Below are 20,685 nucleotides of genomic sequence, written 5' to 3'. Positions count from 1 at the left end.
ATCACTTACTGATGTAAGCTCATCGAGATTCCCTCGCTTGCCGCCTTCCTGCAACTCGAATTATTTAGGGTATAGCTCTACAGGCTCAATATAAAGCGGGCCACGCCCGCTTTTTTGTATTCATCGATGACAAATAGCCCGAGATACTTATTTATCATCCAGCATATTGATAACTATACGGTTATTCGCATCAAGCATCGATGCCTTTGCACGAATTTTCGCTTCTAACTGGTCGATCATCTTTTCGTTATCAAAACGTTCTTTCTGACGAACACCATCTTCGTAGAAACCACTCTTATTATGTGCACCCGTCACACCGATAGTCGACACCAATGCTTCGCCCGGCCCATTGACCACGCAACCAATAATAGAAACATCCATTGGGGTAATCAGATCTTCTAACCGCTGCTCCAGCGCATTTACCGTACCGATAACATCAAACTCTTGGCGGGAACAGGTTGGGCAGGCGATAAAGTTAATCCCACGAGAACGGATCCGCAGTGATTTCAGGATATCAAAGCCAACTTTGACTTCTTCGACCGGATCGGCAGCCAACGAGATACGCAAAGTGTCGCCAATGCCTTCTGACAGCAACAAGCCCAACCCAATAGCCGATTTTACCGAGCCACTGCGCGCACCACCCGCTTCAGTTATCCCTAAATGCAAAGGATTATTAATTTGCTTGGCCAACAAACGGTAGGAATTTACCGCCAGGAAAACATCGGAGGCTTTTACGCTGACTTTAAACTGATCAAAATTGAGGCGATCAAGAATATCAACATGCCGCATCGCTGATTCAAGCAGGGCTTCTGGCGTAGGTTCACCATATTTTTCCTGAATATCTTTTTCCAGCGATCCGCCATTGATACCAATACGGATAGGAATATTGTGGTCACGGGCACTAGCAACCACTTCCCGAATACGGGATTCGTTACCAATGTTACCGGGGTTAATTCGCAAACAATCAACACCGTATTCAGCGACTTTCAGCGCAATACGGTAATCGAAATGGATATCAGCAACCAGCGGCACATTTGACTGCTGTTTGATTAACTTAAACGCCTCAGCCGCATCCATCGTCGGTACTGAGACTCGCACGATATCTACGCCAACACGCTCTAATGCCTTTATTTGAGCAACAGTTGCATCAACATCAGTAGTCTTGGTATTGGTCATTGATTGCACAGCAATCGGTGCACCATCACCAATGGGTACTTTACCGACGTAAATCCGAGTCGATTTACGGCGGATAATGGGGGATTCATTATGCATTACACACTCTCCTTTACAGTCGTGTAGTTTTCGCAACTAAGTGGTCTTCCAAAACCACGATCTTTCTCAAGACGTTCTCTCTCAAGACAATGGCAGTTTGTTAGAACCACAAAGTTGTTTGTCAAAAACACAATATTACTCTACACCGACAGTCAGGCGGGCTACGCGATTAGCCTTAATGTACTTGCTCAAATCTACTGGATTACCCTGATACATAATCGTCAATGCACTCGGTGCACCAATGGTCAGTTTATAGGGCGATTTTCCTGATAGATTGAGGGTCGCGCCTCCTTTTTGGATACCGCTAAATAATGTCTTTCCGCTCGCATCAACTACCTGTAGCCAGCAGTCAGCGGTGAAATTCATGACCAATGAGCCGACAGATGAGGCAGCACTCGTTACCCCAGCATCTGCTGTAGGTAATGGTGATTGCGCGGTAGGGACATCAGGCATAGGTGCCTGGCTGGGTGAAACGACCGCAGGCTCCGCTGAGGCCGTTCCTTGGGGATCAATTGTGGCAACACGGTTATTCACCGTATCTGCCGGTGCTGCACTGTTCGTCGCTGGTGCAGTACCGTTTTCTATTGGAGTAGATGGTTGGCTATTTGCGACCGGAGCTTGAGTCTCTGCTGAGGTCGCAGGTTCGCTATTATCATCAGTGAGCGACACAGATTGACCGTCATTTTGCGACAACTGAGCAGAGGATTGATCAGCCATACTGACTATTTCTGCTTGCTGCGCCTGATGATTTTGCCACCACCATGCTCCCGTTAGGCCGAGCACAACCAACACAATAAGCCAGGTGAAACTCATCAACCAGCTATCACGTTTTTTATGCTTTTTACCCAATGAGAAACTTTGCATCGGAGCCACTTTTTCCGCTCTGATCGGTGCTTGTTTTTCCAACATTGGTAATAGTTCATCTTCAGGAAGGTGAACCAGTTTAGCGTAAGAACGAATGTAACCACGGTGGAATGTCGAGGCGAGATTAGCTTGTGCTTTATCCTCCTCAATATCACGGATTGTGGATACTTTCAGACACAGACGTTCTGCAACCATCTGCTGAGTTAGCCCTAGTGCTTCACGGGCTTGACGCAGGCGCACACCTGTCGTCTCTGGAACAGTTTGATCTTGGGAGGCTTCAGTATTCATTAGCTAGAAAATGCTGGTACTGTTTGGATTGTGGAAAACTTCGCGCAAGCTGCTTGCCATAGCGTTGAACACTATCTTGACGGCCTGCTAGCGCGGCGAAACGAATTTGTAACCATAAACTTTCAGCACTGGCTGGAAGGATATGTTGATAAACATCCAGTAATAATTGCGCCTGAGCGCGATTCCCTTCTCCAAAATGCCTTTCAGCTTCTGTGAGCAACGGCTCACCTTTATCCGGATCATACTTCAATGCCCGGCTCAACAATACCCGAGCCTGGTCATTTTGATTCGCCCGTAAAAAGCAATATCCCGCGTTTTCCAGACTATCTGCAACCTGACCGTAATCAGGCGACAGCACCGCTGCGCTAAACTGTTGTTGGGCCGGTACATACTGCCCTAAACTACACAGAAACGCACCGTAATTATTCAGTACAGTGCCATTTCCCGGTGCCAGTTTCATTGCTTGTTGATAACGCTGCTCTGCGGCGCTGTTTTCACCGATGCGTTGCTCATAAAAAGCCATACCTAATTGAGCACGATAATCCTGTGGATCTGCCGCTACAGCCTTCTCAAGGTTCTGCCGCGCAGCATTAAGATCACCTTGCGCCAGATACTCTAAACCCAGTTGCAAACGAGTCTGCCCTGCGGCGGGTTGGCTCACTTTTTCCGGCGATGAACCAGAACAGCCTGCCACCAATGTGCCCGCTATCAGGCAAACTCTCCACAGTTTTATCAGCTTCATGCTTTCTCAATTATCCTTATATGTGAAGATACCCGTCATCTTTCAAATTGCTGATGTGTTAGCGGCTCTCATGATGCGGCCCATCCATGGAGTTCACGTCTACCTGACCACTGCAATTTTAAACTCTTTGGGTATAGAGCACTCAACGAATTATAAGTTGAATAACAAATAGTTATACACAAACAATTAGCATTATGAATCAGACTGTTTTAATGGCGATAGGTTCACCCGCCATTTTCTTTTTCAAAGTGCGCTTGGTACGGTCAATGACTTCACCGGCCAATTGACCACATGCCGCATCGATATCATCACCACGCGTCTTACGAACTATTGTCGTAAACCCGTATTCCATCAATACCTTAGAGAAACGATCCACCCGGCTGTTCGAGCTACGGCCATAAGGTGCCCCTGGGAACGGGTTCCATGGGATCAAGTTAATCTTACACGGCGTATCTTTCAAACATTCAGCTAGCTGATGAGCTTGCTCGGTGCTGTCATTGATGTGATCCAGCATAACGTATTCAACCGTAACCCGCCCACCATTGGCATTCGATTTCGCTAAATAGCGGCGAACGGCGGCCAGAAAAGTTTCAATATTGTATTTACGGTTGATAGGCACAATTTCATCGCGGATATCGTCTGTAGGGGCATGCAGCGAGATGGCCAAAGCCACATCAATCATATCACCCAATTTATCCAGCGCCGGAACCACACCGGAAGTGGATAATGTCACTCGACGTTTGGATAAACCGAAACCAAAATCGTCCATCATGATATCCATGGCCGGTACCACGTTATTCAGGTTCAATAAGGGTTCGCCCATCCCCATCATCACCACGTTAGTAATAGGGCGGTTACCGGTTGCCTTTACTGCACCAATAATCTTGGCCGCACGCCATACCTGGCCGATGATTTCAGACACCCGCAAGTTACGGTTAAAACCTTGCTGTGCCGTTGAGCAGAATTTACATTCTAAAGCACAACCCACCTGTGATGACACGCACAAGGTCGCGCGGTCCCCTTCAGGGATGTACACCGTCTCGACTTGCTGATCGCCAACTTTGATGGCCCATTTAATGGTGCCGTCGGTTGAGCGCTGTTCTTCCGCCACTTCAGGTGCGCGGATTTCGGCCACGCGCTGTAACTTGGCGCGCAGCACTTTATTAATGTCGGTCATTTGCTCGAAATCGTCGTAGCAATAGTGATACATCCACTTCATGACCTGGTCGGCACGGAAAGGCTTCTCGCCCATCTCGGCAAAAAACTCGCGCATTTGCTGACGATTTAAATCCAGCAGATTGATTTTGCTGGTGGCTGATGCTGCGGTGGCAACCGCGTTGTCAGGCTGAGGGGCAGCATCAATTGGCGTTGATGCAGTTAATAATTGTTCAGACATGAGTTGTCGTGGCCTCGTTATTACACTTTACGGCGCTGCGCTTTAAACCGGGTACGGCTTTCGAAACGGCGATGAATAAATAGATGAATAAATAATAGAACGCCCCAGCGGAGTTGTCTCCACCGGGGCGCGGCATTGTACGAATTTTAAAGCAGGGATTCCATGATTGGAAAGGCGCACAAGCAACTTTATTGTTTCAGTTGATTAAATAGTGGCCATTTCTACATCTAATCAATTAATTAGCTGCGAGGAAAAATTTCATTCGCAGCAAAGAAATAAGCAATTTCCCGCTGAGCTGATTCAACCGCATCAGAACCGTGTACGGCATTAGCAGTGAAACTATCAGCAAAATCAGCACGCAGAGTACCCGCCAGCGCGTTATCCGGGTTAGTTGCGCCCATAATATCACGGTGGCGCTGAACGGCATTTTCACCTTCCAAAACCTGAACCATGATTGGGCCAGAGGTCATAAACTCAACCAAGCCATCGAAGAATGGGCGGCCTTTATGTTCAGCGTAAAAACCTTCCGCTTGTTCTTTGGTCAGGTGCAGCATTTTTGCAGCAATGATTTTGAAACCAGCACTTTCAAAACGCGCATAGATGGCACCGATGTCATTATTGGCAACAGCATTGGGTTTGATAATGGAGAAAGTACGTTCTAAAGCCATGATAACCTCTATTGGATTTTTAATATTAACCGGACTCGGAACACGCCCCGATAAGTATCATAAATAAACACTTAAACTTGGCTGGTGGACAGTTCCTTTACGACAAAATTATGCCGTCCTTTGTACAGTGGCCGCCGATTATATGTGCGCGCCTTACACTTGCCTACGGGAATTACAACATTTCATTAAAAAAATTTTATCTTAATTGCTCATTTTTATGCACAACTCACATTTTAGATACAAACCTGTTTTATCACTGCCCCCTATTAAAAGGCAACTCCCTGGCAGCACAGGTGAATTTGGGGTCAGAGCTCATCAATAAACTTAAATCCCACTTTCTTTTTGACAATGGCCGAAGGCTTACTGATAACGTCGGATACTAGCGCTCGTTTGCCTTTTTTACTCAAGTGCTCAGCCAAAGCCCGGATCGCTGCAGTTCCTGCCCCTCTTATTGTGCCTTCTGCCTCTGGGTGTAATACATAATCAGGGTGAGTCAGTGAACCTGAAATACCAACATCAAACTCATTGATATCAATAGCCATTGTGATGCTAATTATCTGCCCGGAAAGGCGGACTACCACATAAATATAGTCATCACTGCTGGTTCGCAACCAACTTTGCGCAACATCACTAACAATACGCGCTGCCTCAATCACTCCATCACCAGTCGTGACCGCATCATTAATCCCCCTCCTACCGGCACTACTGCTAGCACCAGTATCAGTCAAAACCTTATCATCCTTGCTAACCGGATCATCCATATTTTCACCTGATGCAGGCACCGTCAGAGAGGGTTGTTTAGCTTGGTGATACACTTTTCGCCATTGGTTAATCACTGGTATAATATTTAGCCTGGCTGCCAGTGTGTTGTCCGTAGTCCCACTAATCACCTCTATATCAAAATTTAATTCGGAATCTTCTACCCAATTCCCCCCTCGACGTATACGGGGCGGGGTCACGGTAAATTGAAAATTTGGCAGCGCTAATTCATAACGACCCAAGGATAACTCCTGTGCTACCGCCGGTGAGTGGGCGCTATTATCAGCGTCATGCTGGCGCAAATAATTGGCATAACTAAGCTGTGAGAAATCAAATGCCGTTTTGATGTGTAAAAAACCCGCCGCATTTTCAGCCAGATGTGCCTGAACACTTTCAATCAACCGCGTTTCCACCAGGCCATTCGTCTGCGTATCATCGATATTTCCCTCTTTAATAATGTGTTCAATGACACGACCAAAATTTTCAGCATTCCAATGATCTACACTGTCACCAAATAGCAAAGTGAAATCAGTCAAAATACTTAATGTCCAATCAACACAATTCGGGGTTAGATCACGCCGAATACGTAAATTAGGCAATAATTGTTCTTTCATCGGCACCTTGCAGGCTAATGCAGTCGCCGGTATGGTTAATGCTTTGCTCCACATATCAACATTTATATGTGTTAATGTTGCCTCAATGTCAGAAGAAATATCTGTAATACTCGTTTCAAACTCCATAGTGTTATTAGTGTTTTTTTTCGGCAACGGCTTTGCAGAACCAGATATTTGTAATATTTTATTGTCGTTATTAGCAAAGAAAGCAACAGTATTATTTATAAACCTGTCGGCTTGATTGCAGTTACCTTGGATAACATAGTTATAAATACTAATGATGGGTATAAACCAACAGGCAGCATTTCCAATAAAGCTTCGTACCTGTCGAGATGACATCTTCTCTGCTGCCAGGACGACTTTATTAATAATCAGAGGCTTACTTTTATGATCATAATATTTGTTATTATAATTCTCAACAAATAATCTTATATTAGCAAATTCAACATCAAATAAAGAACCAACCAAAGGTGATATATATACTGCTTGACTCCCCACAGACTCAATAAACTGAACTTCAGAATAACCACCATTAAACCTAAATAGAAATGATAATGTATCACTAAGTTCATCTAATTCAAATATATAACTATTTTCTTGGTGATTCTTATGCAGCAACAATATCACCAACCCCATAACCTTGATAATGCCGCCATCAAAAAGTTTAATGGCATAATTATCTTCCCCACTAATATTGAAACTAATTAATACATCTTTATATTTAATTCTGTCATCTATCCAATATTTTCCAAATTCATACCCTATAGGAATATAAATAGATTTTTTCACAATACAATATTGATCACAAGTAAAATACTCCTGTTGAGAAACCTTCATGCTGGTTATATTTTTATTCATACCAATTGCTTCTAAATCGCCAGCAGAAAAATCATTCATTATTACATAATATTTCCCGCTGTAATTATCATCTTCATAAAGAGTCACTTGAGTATCTGGCGGTAGCTTTATAGAACTAATTCTATCATTAAATGTATTGACGATATGATATTTACGATCCGCAGGATCACTGTCATGATAAAGGTCTAAACTCTCATTACCGGACAAACAAAACGAGTCACCAGCAAACGCATCAAGTTCATAAAAACACGCGGCGCTTCTGACCTTAAAAGAACTAATGTTGTCATTTAAATCTGCCCAGCGCAGGGATGACAATGAATCCACACTATCTTTCAATGTTAATGTTCTGCCAGAAAAGTTGATATCTTTAAAAATAGAAACCACTAACCCACGAGGAACAGAAATTGACGATATCCGATCATTCCACTTAAGAGGTATATCATTAATAGCATTACCCTCTGTAGTACAAAGAGATTCCCCCTTATAATTTTCATCAACGAAAAAACAAACTTTAGGGTCATTAGAAAACACATCAAAACTTAACATTGAAACTAACGAAAACAATATGAATGGAATTTTATTTCTTATCATACATCCTCCAATATTTTATTAATTATAATGAAATTACATTATTTTATTATAGTAAAGTTCTTAACAAAATTAAGCGCACCATTAACCTGAAATTAAAGGAAATCATATAAAAATAACTTCGAACATATTACATTAAAATAAAGAAGGTCATTAATATGATTTTTATTACAAGCATATTATTTTAGTGAAATAGAAAAAATAGACTATCATTTAAAATCATAAGCATAATTGCTAATTTAATTTAAATACCAAATTACTCACCTGCCCACTTTCATCCAATATATTAAGCTGATAACGGCCCGGTGTTGTTAATGTTTGTATCCACGACTGATTATTCTCAGTCACCGCCACCTGCTCCCCATTGAGGAACCACCATCTTTGTCCACGCCCACCTTGTGCTGCTAAGCGGAGGTCGAGACGATTTCGGCCCGGCAATCGCTTCACAACGGCACCGTCACGGATACCTAAAACCAACAAGGGTGCCGCCTCAATATCACCTTGTGGCGGGCATTCACTGCTGGCTGCGGGGAGTCTTTGGCTACGGCGCTCTGCCAGCGGTAGCCAGGGTTCAAGCGGTAGTGGCCAGAGAGTTAACAGGGCTGGGTTAGCGCCCGGGCAATCTGCCGCAACTCGTTTGCCTTGAAGATTTAACCACACACGGAGTTGGCTACCCTGCATATTTTCCTGACCAGGTGCAGCCAGGGTTGGGGGCAAAGTGCCGTCAAGAACCCAGCTTTGCCGCCGCTGTCGGCAGTTACTATCACCCGCAGCAAGCGGTTGCCCACCCGGCCAGCAAATTTCTTCGCGGCTAACAGAGGATGGGCGGGGATCAAGAGGCAACTGGCGGCCATTTTGCTGTAATCCCGTCATCAGTAAGTTATTGACCTGATTAAGAATAGGAATGGCAGTGGCATAACCAAACTGCCCGGCGACCGGTGTACCATCTGGCCGACCAACCCACACGCCAATGGTATAACGCGCGTTAATACCTATCGCCCAAGCATCACGATAACCATAGCTGGTGCCGGTTTTCCATGCCAGCGGCACAGTGGCCGGTAAAATATCATCCGGTAATGGCCGGGCTTCCCCCGCCATGATTCGCCGGGTAATCCATGCAGCGCCTGGCGAAAATAACCGCCGCTCCTGCACCTGCTGTTGGGGTTCGAACCGCAAACTGGCCGCCATTCCGCCGCGCGCAAAAGCACTGTATGCCGCGACCAACTGATCCAGCCGTGACCCTGTTCCTCCCAAAATCACCGCCAAACTGGGTTCACTGTGAAGAGGAAAACGTAAGTTCAAACCGCCATTACGCAAATTAGCGGTAAAACGTTTCGGGCCATAGGCTTCCAGTAATTGCACCGCCGGTAGATTTAATGAACGCACCAATGCCTCGCTGGCACTGACCGGGCCGTGGAATCCGGTATCAAAATTGCCGGGCCGATAATCACCAAAACGGCGCGGCACATCTTGCAGCAGTGATTCTGCATGGATCAGGCCATCATCCAAGGCCATCGCGTAGAGAAATGGCTTCAATGTTGACCCCGGCGAGCGCCAGGCGCTGACCATATCCACATGGCCGAAGCGGCGGTCGTCTTGAAAATCGACCGAGCCGAGGTAAGCACGCACTTTCATGCCGCTGTGCTCCACCACCAGCAATCCCAATGACGTTTTCTCGGGAAGTTGATGACGCCAACCTGCGGCCATATCTTCCAATTGCCGCTGTAACCCGGCATCCACTGTAGTTTGAATCACTTCCCGCTGATTGCCCGTCGTCAAGCGCCGAGCCAATAATGGCGCTAATTGCGGCACCTGACGTGGAGCCAGCCAAATATCTTCTTGTTTTATATCAGCCACTTGCTTCGCCGGCCACACCTGGTAATCCGCCAGTCTACTTAGCACTTTATCGCGTGCAGCTTTAGCCCGCAGCGGATAGCGATCCGGGCGCAAACGGCTCGGTGCTTGCGGCAACGCGGCCAATAATGCCGCTTCTGCGGGAGTTAATTCAGAGGGCGGTTTGCCCAGATATGTCCAACTGGCCGCGCCAATCCCTTGCAATGTGCCGCCGAAAGGGGCGCGATTAAGGTAAATTTCGAGAATTTGGTCTTTAGAAAAGTGCCATTCCAACTGAAACGTTCGCCAGACTTGGCGCAGTTTACCGGCTAACGTGCGGGGATGTGGGTCGATTAAGCGGGCAACTTGCATAGATACGGTGCTGCCGCCAGAAAGAATCTTACCCGCCCGCAAATCCTGCCAGGCGGCGCGGGCCAGCGCCAATGGGTTCACACCAGGATGAGAATAAAACCAGCGGTCTTCAAAGGTCAGCAGCGCTTGCAGATAATAAGGAGAAACCTGTGGCAGTGCCACCGGATAGCGCCACACACCATCAGCATCGGCAAAGCGCCATAACGGCGTGCCATCTTCGGCGGTGACCACTCGCGCGATCTGTACTTCGGTCAGCGGAAGCGGCCAGCGTTTATCCGCCAACCACAATAGGGCCGGAAACAGTAAAACGATAAGCGCCAGCAGCCAAACTTTACGGCGATGACGGGAAAAGCCTATTTTTAGCATCAAGACTATTTCGCTCCCCTTTTACCGGTACCGCAAAAGGGGAGTAAGTGTTTACTTCACTATTTCGAGCTGCGACACCGTGCTACCCAGTGCTCGCCAGTCCGGAACATACATAGATTCCACCTGTGGCGCAGGCACTTGATAGACTCCCGGTGTTACCGCGCGCGCCAGGTATAGCAAGGTGGTGTGGCGGTATCCATCGACATTGACTGCGGCAACATAGCGGTCATCGCGAAATTCCTGATGTTTGATATCCGACTGCTGCATATCTTGCATCAACTCCGTCACACTGCTGGCGCTATCCCCCAGACTGGCACTGCTGTCGCCCAAGTTTTGGTTTTCCAATTCCAAACCGGCGGGCAGCAAATCGACCACCAGCGCATCTGGCACCCGTTTATCGGCCCAGACATCTAAATGCACCAAAACTAACTCGCCACTTTTCAACTGTGATAAGCGCAGCGGCTGGCCATCAAGCCCCATATAACTGCGGGTGATATGTAAATTATTGCTAAATGGCGCAGGCGTTTGCTGCGGGTATCCCACGATATCCACACGGCTATACAAAGCAACATCGCCACGGTTTTGTAATTGCATTCCGCTCGCCAGCTGTTGCGCCGACCAGTTTTGGTTCAATGCCGTGCTTTGCGTCAATGTTGCTACCTGTTCGATCGGCTCAACCTGTGGAGCTATCGCCACCTGCCACGGCGTTTCTGCCCCACTCATCAATGTGCGGCCCGCAAGGAATACCGCATTGCTCTCCTGCGTGGACAGATAGTTGCGGCTGGTCAGCGCATCAGACAGTGCCAACAGCCGGGTATCACGCGCTTCCGGCAGTAAATTGTTATCAGTTAACAGGGCTAAAATCAGCGCATCATCGCGCAGCGAACTGCCGTAATCTTCCAGCCAATAATCTTTATCACTGCGGCTGGTGTTCAGCCCTTGGGTAATGGCCTCTTTAGCTCGTGGCATATCCCCCATCAATTTCAGCGCCACGCCCAGTTGCACCAACGGCAAACCGGAGTGCGCATCATTGCTGCGGCTATACAATTGGCGCAAAGCGCCCAATGAAGCTTGCTGCTGCTGTGCCAACACCAAGCCCGCGTAGGCCTGCACCGCAAAACGGGTATGTTTAGTTTGTTCGCTGTAGCGAATTTCAATTTGGCTCGGGTCTTGTAAATAGCGCTGCAAACGATTATTCGCCGCAGTGAGCGCCGCTACTGGCACACTGTACCCTTGCTGGCTGGCGCGATAGAGGAAATCAGTGGCATAAGCCGTCAGCCAAAATTCTTCTGGGCTATTATTGCTCCATAAGCCGAAACCGCCGTTATAGCGCTGCATACTGAGCAAATGCTCGATACCGACATCAATGCTTTTGCGCCGTTTTTCATCACTGTCGGCCTTGATACCCAGCGCCGTCAATTGAGCATGATTGCTGTACAAAGAGGGATATAACCCGCTGACGGTTTGTTCCAGACAGCCATAAGGATAGGCATATAACTCACTGATATAACGCGCTAAATTCAGTGGCGGCCGGCTGGTTATCAGCAATTTCCCTTGTAGAGTTTCAGCGGCCAGCCCTGCGGTAGCCTCTGCGGGTAAACTCCAGCTATCACCACTGTGCAACACATTGGCGAAATGGCGAGTCTGAGCCGGATACGCGGGCCGCACTCCAATTTTCCAATGATGCTGGTAATCCGGCAGCTTTTCATTCGGTAAAACCATCCCCGTGATGGTCAGGCCGATATCACCCTGCCCAAAGCCATTCAAGGCCCGCACCGGGATCAGCACCGTCTTGCGCTCGCCATTGGCCAGCGAGATAGCTTGGTTTTGTGCGCCATTGAGTGCCAGTAAATCGCTGGCGGCCCATTGAAGTGACAAAGTTTGAGGTTGGCCGGATAAATTGCTCAAATCCAAGGCCAGTTGGGTACTATCCCCTCCGGCCAGGAAACGCGGGGTGGCGAGTTGGGCGATCAATGGGGCCGCGACCACCACTTTAGCTTCCGTTTTACCGAAATCTTCTTCGCTCCAGGCTTGTGCCATCAAGCGCAGCTCACCGTTAAAGTCAGGGATAGCCAGTTCAATGGTGCCCTCACCCTGTGCGTTTAATGTCACCGGCTGGGCTTGTTGCGCCACAATAGTGACTTCCGTAATGGGCTTTTTACCACCACGGGAAAGCGCATCTTCGTCATCCCCATCCCCACCAAAACGCAGACTCGCCAACCGCCCCTGCCCTTCAATTAATTGCCCATAAACATCATATTGATCAGCACTGTAGCGTTTGCGACCAAAGAAAGCGTCATAGGGATCTGGCGTGGCGTAATCCGTGATATTGAGAATCCCGCTGTCAACCGCCGACAACAATACTTGCACTTTTTCGGGTAACGGCGCACCGGTGCGGCTAGCTTTCACCTTGACCGTCAAGGTCTGATTCGGGCGAATTCGCTCCGGTGATTCCAGCTCGAGCGCCAGTTTGCGGGTTTCATCCACCAGCGGCAGATGCAGCAAACCAATGGCGCGTTTGGGGGTCGCCTGCTGTGACTTATCACCAGGGCGAATTACTGTCGCGCTAAGATACAAATCATGGCGGTTCCACTGTTTGTTAATCGGCACTTCAACCTCAGCGCCGCCAGCCGGAATGGTCACCTCCTGCCACCACAATGGGCCGTCACTGGACTCCACCAGCAAATAGCCATTACCGGCAGCCGGGGCTTCAATGTGTAATTTTACTTTTTCGCCCGGGCGATAAGCCGGTTTATCCAGTGTCAGTTTGACTTGATCGGGCCGAACCGCGCCACTGCCGCCGGTATTATCCTGCCAGCTATACCCCGCCCAGAAACGGGAGCTAGTGACTAATTCATTATCTGGATGACTCACCTCAATACGATATGCGCCCCACTCCACCGGGAAGCTGACCTTGGCGCTGCCGTCGGCGGGAATATTCACTGACTGCTCGGCCAGTGTCAGATCTTTTTTATCATACAGTGACTGCCAGCCATCACTTTCTGACCACTGCCAATAGTAGTCGCGGCGCTCACGCACCAGTTTGACTTTCAAACCATTCACCGCCAGTTTTTCACCGTCAGCATTAGCATAAACAATGTCGAAATCAGCGCTGGTGTCTTGATCAACCATGGCCTGCGATTTATAGCTGTCACTGCGGTAATCATAAACTTGCTGCTGGTTAAACAAGGGGCGAATCCCCACCAGCGCATCAGCTGGCCACAATGCTTGCTCAGCGCGCCGTGTGACCGGCCGCCCGCCGGATTCCAGCAAACTAGCCTGTAAAATCAGTTTCAGCGGCGATTGCGCATTCTGCCAACTGTTATCGACTTCGATGTCAGCTTGGCCATCACTGTCGAGTGTGGTATCAAACTCATCCAAGGTGCGCGAGAGATTTTCTTCAATAACTGAACCGAATTCAAAACCGGGTAATGATGCCACCGCTTCCCGCAATGGGCGCAGGAATAACTGCCCTTGCAACCGGTTACCGGATGCTGGAGCGCCATAAAGATAGCGGCCAGTGATGGCAAAGCTCGCTTCGCTGTCGGTGGCAATGGGTTCTTGACTCGTGGCAATCTCTAATGCCATGCGTTCTGGCAGAAAATCTTCGACTTTAAATTTATACAGGCGCGGCTGGTTATCGCCCAGATTCATGCGCAGTGACCATTCACCGGTGGGGCCGCCTTCCGGAATGGCGTATTGATATTGATACAAACCGGCTTGCGGCTGCCAAACAAAGCTGCGCACCACTTGGTTATCGGGCTTGAGAATATCCACTTTAACCGGCTGGGTGGTCAGGGGTTTACCATCAGCGTCACGCAGTAACCCATTGACAATTAACGTTTCTCCGGGGCGATAAAGGTCTCGCGGGCCAAAAACAAAAAATTGCTTTTGGAAACCTTCCGGCCCGGCGATATCAAACTCGGCCAGATCCAGCGCCGGTGTATTGAAATCAATCAAGCTGGTTTGGCCGTTTTGCGAAGCCAGCAGCAATTTCGCCTTAGCATTCTTTTCCAACTGCGCATGGCCCTGACCGTCAGTTTCAACCTGTGCCAGCACTTGGCCTTTTTCATCCAGCAATTGCAGCTGCACCCCTTTCAAGGCCGCCCCGCCAGCTAATGCTTGGGTAAAGACATCCATCCGGTCATGGTAGCTGTGCAGCGAAACACCCATATCACTAAGCGTAAATAAGGTGGCCGCATTGGTGTAGCTGTAACGCCCGGCTTGTTGCATCACCGCCAAATAAACACCGGATTCTTGCAGCGGCTTGATTTCGGCTAATGGAAGCATCAGTTTTTCGCGGGTATTGGCGGTAGGATTGAGGTCAAATCGGCCGGTATAGACTAGATCGGCCATTTTCAACAATTCGTCCGATTCCCAATTCGACAGCGCGCTGCGGTACTGCCAGTTCGCCAGGAAATTAGCCAGGCTGCTTTGCTTAATGCGGAAAAAGTTAACATCAATGCTATCAACATTAAGCGCCATCACCGGCAAGCCCTGTGCCAATTTACCCGGCAATAAAGAACCTTTACTGGCAAACCCGACACTCGGTTTGATATCGCGGGTGGTTATTTGCTGCTGTTGTTGTTTACCCAGCTCAGTACCGCCGATCCCTTTCAAGGTGCTGTCGACGGTCAGTAGCAATTTACGTTCAGGTTTAAGATGGCGTAACCGCAGCTCCATCAGATTGTCGGACAGCTCCCAAGCCCCGTCGATTTTGCCGCTAACAGTATCAACCAAATGCACCAGAGAGGAGAAATCTTGCTTGGGATCCAATGGCTGCGAGAAAGTCAGCACCATGGCACTGGCACCATCGAGTTGTAACTCAGAGGCATCCAGTAAGGTTAGTGGCTGACCCGCATGCTGTTTTGTCAGCTCCGCCAACTTATTTACATCGTCTATTTTGCTCACCGCAACTTTGGCTGCCGGTTCACTGGTCTGTGTCGTGACCGGGGTAGATGGAGCGGCAACATCCTTATTTTTACTCTCATCATCACAGCCCGCCAATAACAGCACGGCACTGACCAAGAGTGCCATTTGACGCCCTTTTATTTTCGACATTAACCGATGTAAACCCTTGTGATTCATATCTCTCTCCCTGGTTGATGGCAAGATTATAGCATTCACCGGAAAGGGAATATAGACAGATAAACCGACCATTTCTATATAGAGAATATTCTCATCTTTTATCGAATTAGTTTTAGATAAATAGAATAAAACAGAAAAAAACAGAAAAAAACAGAAAAAAATCATATTTAATATTTTTTTAATAAAAAATTAAATTAATGAACACATAAAATAACCAATTACAGAATTTAATATTTTATACAACAAAAACAATGAATTAAAACGATAAACCCAAATAGAAATAAAACAAAATATAAAATAAATATAAAAAATCAATTTTTATTTTTTAATAAGTAGGCATAGAAACCTCATGCCATTATATTTCACCCAACACCTTCCCGTTATTAAAAATCTTTATTCCATGTCTATCAAAATTAATCTTTAAATAGGAACCTATAAAACCATGAGTCATCACAACACTCTGAATACGCGTTTATTACCTTTATCTATCTTGATTTCTTCGCTGGTGTCAGGTGGGGCAGTAGCCGCATCAACAACAGCGGTTACACCCAATATATCGAATGGCAGCAACACTCAGATAACCAGCCGTCTCACGGCCAATAATAACGTGGCTAACAACAAAAAACCTGAGGATATCCTGCTAGAAACTTTCTTCCCAGCGGGTCAACCCATTACATCACAGATGAAAACTGAGGCTGAATCGCAAATTGCGGCAATAAAAAGTGATCACCAGCAGCAAATTGTGAATATTAAAGCTGCTATTGACACAATGGCACCTGAACAAAAAAAACAAGCGAATAAAGAATTAGCTGCCTTTGAAAAGGTATTTGCAAAAAATATACTGGGAGCAGAGGCCGCTCTTACCTATGCAAAAGATCAGAGTGATGACAACAAGAACAAACTCCTTCAAGCCGCGAAAAATGCTTTTGCTACCAGTCTAGAGACCAAAGCACCGGGTCAGTTCACACCAGAAGAAGCCGATTCGCTGTTTAATTCGTCACTAACCCAAGACCAATCAACTCTTTCGCCCGTGATTAAGCAAAAAATCACAGCAATCGAGCAGCAACAACAAACTGACAAAGATGCCCTGAATAAGCTTCAGGATTATCTGAATCAAGGTCTGATTACCTCAGAACAAAAAGAAAAATTGGTAACCCAGTTAGCGGATAAAAAAACCAAATTAGACACGCAAGCAGTAGCTAAACAGGCACAGGAAGCAGCAGAAAAAGTAGAAAAAGCAGCAAAAGTTGCGGAGTTAAAGCTTACGATGCAATCAATCATTGCGGATTCAAAAGCCAAAATCGCTGAAAAAGCGAAAAATGACGCTGAAGCTGAGTTCACTAAACTGGATACAGAAAAAATGGCAGCGATTAAAGATGTAGATCCCAGTTGGGATGCAAACACGCCAGATCTCGCTACAAAGTTACAGGACTTGATTGCCGACCAAAATACTCCCCCGTTAAAAATAGCAGACGCTAAAACAGCCCAAGAGTCCATCGCAAAAGCAGAAGCTGCAAATCAGTTAGTTCAAGATGCAACTACTGCGCACATAACCGCCCAAAATTCCGCCCAAGATACAACCGCTAAGTTTACTGCTGCCAAGCAGCAAAAAGTTGACGCAACTGCCGAGCTGACAACCAAAAAAGCCGAAATGGATGTTGCAGTAGCGGAACTCGCTCTGTTTGATAAAGCGACCGATCCTACTGTTGATATGCCGGTATTTGATAAAATCATTGCCAAAAGTGAGCTGCAAACAGTCACCGCAAACACGATGGCAATGGCTACCCAAGTATCGGGCGGCACGCAACATGTTGAAAAAGACGGCCAGGTCATTGGCAGCATTATTAGCGAAGACGGTACCCTAAACTTGGCCGTTGGCGCACTGGCTCACGATACAGTGATCAATAAAGGCATCATTAACAACAATGGTGGTACTGATCACGATTCAGTCATCAATGATGGTGGCAAGCTGTCACTGAAAGGTGAAAAGAAACAAGATGCGAATGGCAAGGATGTCATAAACGTTGCTGAATCCTATGGTGCGAAAATCCTTGAAGGTGGTACAGCGACGGTTGGCAAATTTGCCGAAATTCATAACCTTAGCAGCACAAAAGGGACTGTTGAGCTGAAAGATGGCGCTAAAGCCTTTAACACCGCTATTGATGGCGGCACGCTGACTATCGAAAAAGGGGCTAACTCGCAACATACTTCACTGAATGGAGCCAATCTGGAGTTGATCGAGGGAGCAACGGCTGATAGCACTAAAGTCGGTGAAGACGCGGTATTTACTTTAAAGGCTAATGCTAAAACCAGTGGAACTGAGGTGCGTGCTGACAATAGTGAGTTTACCTTGGAAAAAGGTTCGTCAGCCTTTTTAACTCATGTGCTCAATGGCACGATGACCGTTAATGACGGTGCCAGTGCGGATGAAGTTAATGTAACGGATGAGGGTACACTGATTCTCAAATCTGGTGCCGTAGTCAAAAGCGCTAAGATATATGATAGAGCTGCCACATTTACCCTCGAAAGCGGTGCCACAGCCACTGGCACTCTGTTGAACTTTGCCGAATTAGCGTTGGTAAAAGGTGCCACGGCGGATGACACCACACTGTTGGACGGTTCAACCTTTACGCTGCTCGAGGGCGCGGAAACAAAAAATACCTCTATTGGCAGTGATAGTAACTTTATTGCCAATACCAAGGCGACGGCGAATAACACGACAATAAATGGCGGTAAATTTAGACTGGAACAGGGTGCAATCGCTAACATCACCGCCCTTGATAGTGGCGAATTTATTATTGATGGCACAGCCAATAATACCACCGTGACAGGCGGCAAATTTGCGCTTAATCAAGGTGCAACAGCCAACAGCACCATCTTGAATTCCGGCGAATTTATTATTGATGGCACAGCCAATAATACCACCGTGACAGGCGGCAAATTTGCACTGAATAAAGGTGCAACAGCCAACACGACCACCTTGAATTCCGGCGACTTTATTGTTGATGGCGCAGCCAATAATACCACCGTGACAGGCGGCAAATTTGCGCTTAATCAAGGTGCAATAGCCAACACTACCACTTTGAATGACGGCGAATTTATTGTTGATGGCACAGCCAATAACACCACGGTTAAAGGCGGCAAATTTGCGCTTAATCAAGGTGCAACGGCTAATATTACCACCTTGAATGAGGGTGAATTCACCGTGAAAGCGGGTGCGAAAACCACTGCAACAACAGTCAATGGCGGCATATTTGATGTTCAAGCGGGTGCTGCTATCGAAGATACTGTGTTCAATGCAGTTGATTTCACACTGGTTGATAAGGCAACGGCGAATAACACCACAGTTAACGACAGCAAATTGACGATTAATGAAGGTGCCATTGCTAACAATACTAAAGTCAAAGGCGGTAAATTTGATCTGATGGCCCGAGCACAAGCGCATAAGCTGGTGGTTAAAAATGGCCACTCCCTGATTTCAGGTCATTTGATGGATGCAACATTCAATAGCAGTACTGTCATTTTTGATAAAACCGCAGATATTAACGGCATTATTGATGCTAATAAAAACAGCTTCCTCAGTGTGCAGGGTGGCGCAACCACGCAAAATGCAGACCTGAATTTAGCCGGTAACATGCAGTTATTCTCCGTAGATGCCCCATTAACCGCAGTGCAATCTGCTTCCCGCGCTGCTTTTGCTGGCAATAATGGTAAACCAGCACAGTTTGCTTTTAAAAATGTCAGGCTGGCGGGTGGTAGTATTGATATGAGCAAATCTAATACTCAGCTAACCATGGCATCACTGGCAGGTCGAGGCCTCTTTAATTTAGGTTCAGCGCTGTTCTCTCAGTCAAGCGCGCCGCTAAAGGTTGCAGGCGATGCTGCAGGTACTTTTGATGTTCAGATCAATAACAGTGGTGTAGCCCCAGCGAATCTGAATGTCGTCGATGTAAAAGGGAAAAATACTGCCCACTTCGTTCTAGCCAATGGGCCGGTAGACTTGGGTAACTATAAGCACTCACTGGTCAGTGATGGCAAAGGCAGTTTCAAACTGGTCGCAGATAAAACAAAAGTGACGTCAAATACGGCGGGTATTTTGGCCGTCGCCAATACCATGCCCGTTATCTTTAACGCCGAATTAAGCTCAATTCACAATCGGTTAGATAAACAAAGCTCTGCGGCCAATGAAAGTGGTGTGTGGTTAACTTACCTGAATGACAGTTACGACGTGAAAGGTACCGCAACCAACTTCAATCAGAAGCTAAGTGGCGTAACTTTAGGTGGCGATAAAGCCATTGAGTTGGGTAATGCCGTATTCAGTGTGGGTAGCTTCGCCAGCCATACCAGCTCCAATATCAAATCTGATTACCAGAGCAGCGGCAGTGTGGAAAGCAACTCATTGGGTGCTTACGTGCAATATTTGGCTAACAGCGGCTATTACCTGAATGGTGTGTTCAAAACCAACCAGTTTAAACAGAACCTCAGTGTGGCGTCACAAGCCAATAACGCGACTGGAGCGGCTAACTTCTCCGGCATGGGGCTGGCAGTAAAAGCGGGTAAACATATCAATATTGATGCGATGTATGTTTCCCCTTATGTGGCCCTGAACACCTTTAGCTCAGGTAAAAGCCAATATAAATTGTCTAACGGAATGGAAGCGCAGAACCAAGGTTCACGTACGACAACCGGTACTCTGGGCATGAACACGGGTTATCGCTTTGTGTTGAATAGCGGCGCAGAAATTAAGCCTTATGCAATTTTCTCGGTAGACCATGACCTGATGGCAAGTAACAAGGTGATGATTAACAACGATATGTTTGATAATAACCTGAAAGGGACTCGTGCTAACGTCGGTATGGGGATCAATGTAAACCTGACGTCTAACCTGTCTATCGGCTCAGAAGTTAAAGTTTCTAAAGGTAAAAACATTACCACCCCAATGACTATTAATATGGGCGTTGCTTACACTTTCTAAAT

The 20,685-nt window shown here is 47.0% G+C and carries 9 protein-coding genes; 1 reads left to right on the top strand and 8 read right to left on the bottom strand.

Annotated features, from left to right (window positions below):
• Positions 1 to 147: 147 nt before the first annotated feature.
• From ispG to DXZ79_RS05420, 8 genes are all read right to left on the bottom strand, one after another.
• Entirely contained in the window at positions 148 to 1,272 is a 1,125-nt protein-coding gene (ispG, locus tag DXZ79_RS05455) for a flavodoxin-dependent (E)-4-hydroxy-3-methylbut-2-enyl-diphosphate synthase (protein WP_038635441.1), read from the bottom strand.
• A 135-nt stretch (positions 1,273 to 1,407) separates the two neighbouring features.
• A complete protein-coding gene (gene rodZ, locus DXZ79_RS05450; RefSeq protein WP_038635443.1) occupies positions 1,408 to 2,424 on the bottom strand; it encodes a cytoskeleton protein RodZ in 1,017 nt (338 codons plus the stop codon).
• Positions 2,414 to 3,166, bottom strand: coding sequence for a type IV pilus biogenesis/stability protein PilW (gene pilW / locus DXZ79_RS05445; protein WP_038635446.1), 753 nt, complete (start codon positions 3,164 to 3,166; stop codon positions 2,414 to 2,416). The genes rodZ and pilW overlap by 11 nt, the downstream gene beginning before the upstream one ends.
• A gap of 199 nt (positions 3,167 to 3,365) precedes the next feature.
• Positions 3,366 to 4,562, bottom strand: a complete 1,197-nt coding sequence (rlmN, locus tag DXZ79_RS05440) for a dual-specificity RNA methyltransferase RlmN (RefSeq protein ID WP_038635448.1) — start codon at positions 4,560 to 4,562, stop codon at positions 3,366 to 3,368.
• A gap of 239 nt (positions 4,563 to 4,801) precedes the next feature.
• Positions 4,802 to 5,230, bottom strand: a complete 429-nt coding sequence (gene ndk, locus DXZ79_RS05435) for a nucleoside-diphosphate kinase (RefSeq protein WP_038635451.1) — start codon at positions 5,228 to 5,230, stop codon at positions 4,802 to 4,804.
• 305 nt (positions 5,231 to 5,535) lie between these two features.
• Positions 5,536 to 8,052, bottom strand: coding sequence for a peptidase inhibitor family I36 protein (locus DXZ79_RS05430; RefSeq protein ID WP_050291486.1), 2,517 nt, complete (start codon positions 8,050 to 8,052; stop codon positions 5,536 to 5,538).
• Between the two features lie 231 nt (positions 8,053 to 8,283).
• Entirely contained in the window at positions 8,284 to 10,620 is a 2,337-nt protein-coding gene (gene pbpC, locus DXZ79_RS05425; protein WP_038635457.1) for a peptidoglycan glycosyltransferase PbpC, read from the bottom strand.
• Positions 10,621 to 10,671: 51 nt separating this feature from the next.
• Positions 10,672 to 15,708, bottom strand: a complete 5,037-nt coding sequence (locus DXZ79_RS05420) for an alpha-2-macroglobulin family protein (protein WP_038635459.1) — start codon at positions 15,706 to 15,708, stop codon at positions 10,672 to 10,674.
• Positions 15,709 to 16,150: 442 nt separating this feature from the next.
• Between DXZ79_RS05420 and DXZ79_RS20910 the strand changes: the two genes are divergently transcribed.
• Positions 16,151 to 20,683 carry an autotransporter outer membrane beta-barrel domain-containing protein gene (locus DXZ79_RS20910; protein ID WP_244942318.1) on the top strand — a complete coding sequence of 1,511 codons (4,533 nt, stop codon included), beginning with the start codon at positions 16,151 to 16,153 and terminating at the stop codon, positions 20,681 to 20,683.
• Positions 20,684 to 20,685: the final 2 nt, after the last annotated feature.

The organism is Yersinia rochesterensis (genome assembly GCF_003600645.1).
Classification (GTDB): Bacteria; Pseudomonadota; Gammaproteobacteria; order Enterobacterales; family Enterobacteriaceae; genus Yersinia; species Yersinia rochesterensis.
This window is presented reverse-complemented; position numbering and strand designations above follow the sequence as displayed.

Excerpts from the sequence above, each read along its gene's own strand:
- ispG (WP_038635441.1), bottom strand. The coding sequence starts at position 1,272 with ATGCATAATGAATCCCCCATTATCCGCCGTAAATCGACTCGGATTTAC.
- rodZ (WP_038635443.1), bottom strand. The coding sequence starts at position 2,424 with ATGAATACTGAAGCCTCCCAAGATCAAACTGTTCCAGAGACGACAGGT.
- pilW (WP_038635446.1), bottom strand. The coding sequence starts at position 3,166 with ATGAAGCTGATAAAACTGTGGAGAGTTTGCCTGATAGCGGGCACATTG.
- rlmN (WP_038635448.1), bottom strand. The coding sequence starts at position 4,562 with ATGTCTGAACAATTATTAACTGCATCAACGCCAATTGATGCTGCCCCT.
- ndk (WP_038635451.1), bottom strand. The coding sequence starts at position 5,230 with ATGGCTTTAGAACGTACTTTCTCCATTATCAAACCCAATGCTGTTGCC.
- DXZ79_RS05430 (WP_050291486.1), bottom strand. The coding sequence starts at position 8,052 with ATGATAAGAAATAAAATTCCATTCATATTGTTTTCGTTAGTTTCAATG.
- pbpC (WP_038635457.1), bottom strand. The coding sequence starts at position 10,620 with ATGCTAAAAATAGGCTTTTCCCGTCATCGCCGTAAAGTTTGGCTGCTG.
- DXZ79_RS05420 (WP_038635459.1), bottom strand. The coding sequence starts at position 15,708 with ATGAATCACAAGGGTTTACATCGGTTAATGTCGAAAATAAAAGGGCGT.
- DXZ79_RS20910 (WP_244942318.1), top strand. The coding sequence starts at position 16,151 with ATGAGTCATCACAACACTCTGAATACGCGTTTATTACCTTTATCTATC.